We start from the raw sequence: 258 nt of genomic DNA, 5'->3' as shown, positions 1-258 counted from the left end.
TTGCCGAAGCGCTTGTGGACGTTCTGCACCAAAAGCCGCATCAGTACCTCCCTAATAGGCCCCTCCGCCGCACCGCCGCGTAGACCCAGGCCAGGGCGAAAAGCCCCGCCCCGAGAAAGAGGAGGGCCTGCACGAAGGCGAGGAGGAGAAGCCCGGGGAACGCCCCCTCCCCGGTGAGGGCGAGCTTCAGGAGCTGCGTCCCTGGGGCAAAGGGGAGGGGGGTCATCCAGGGAGCGAAGCGAACCAGGGAGAAGAAGT

General features: G+C 66.7%; 1 pseudogene. It reads right to left on the bottom strand.

Annotated features, from left to right (window positions below):
* Positions 1 to 40 precede the first annotated feature (40 nt).
* Positions 41 to 258: pseudogene (locus L0D17_RS14100) on the bottom strand (ABC transporter); the annotation flags it as partial.

The organism is Thermus thalpophilus (assembly GCF_022760915.1).
In the GTDB taxonomy this organism is placed as follows: Bacteria; Deinococcota; Deinococci; order Deinococcales; family Thermaceae; genus Thermus; species Thermus thalpophilus.
The sequence above is the reverse complement of the archived record's forward strand: the minus strand, read 5'-3'. Positions and strand labels throughout refer to the sequence as shown.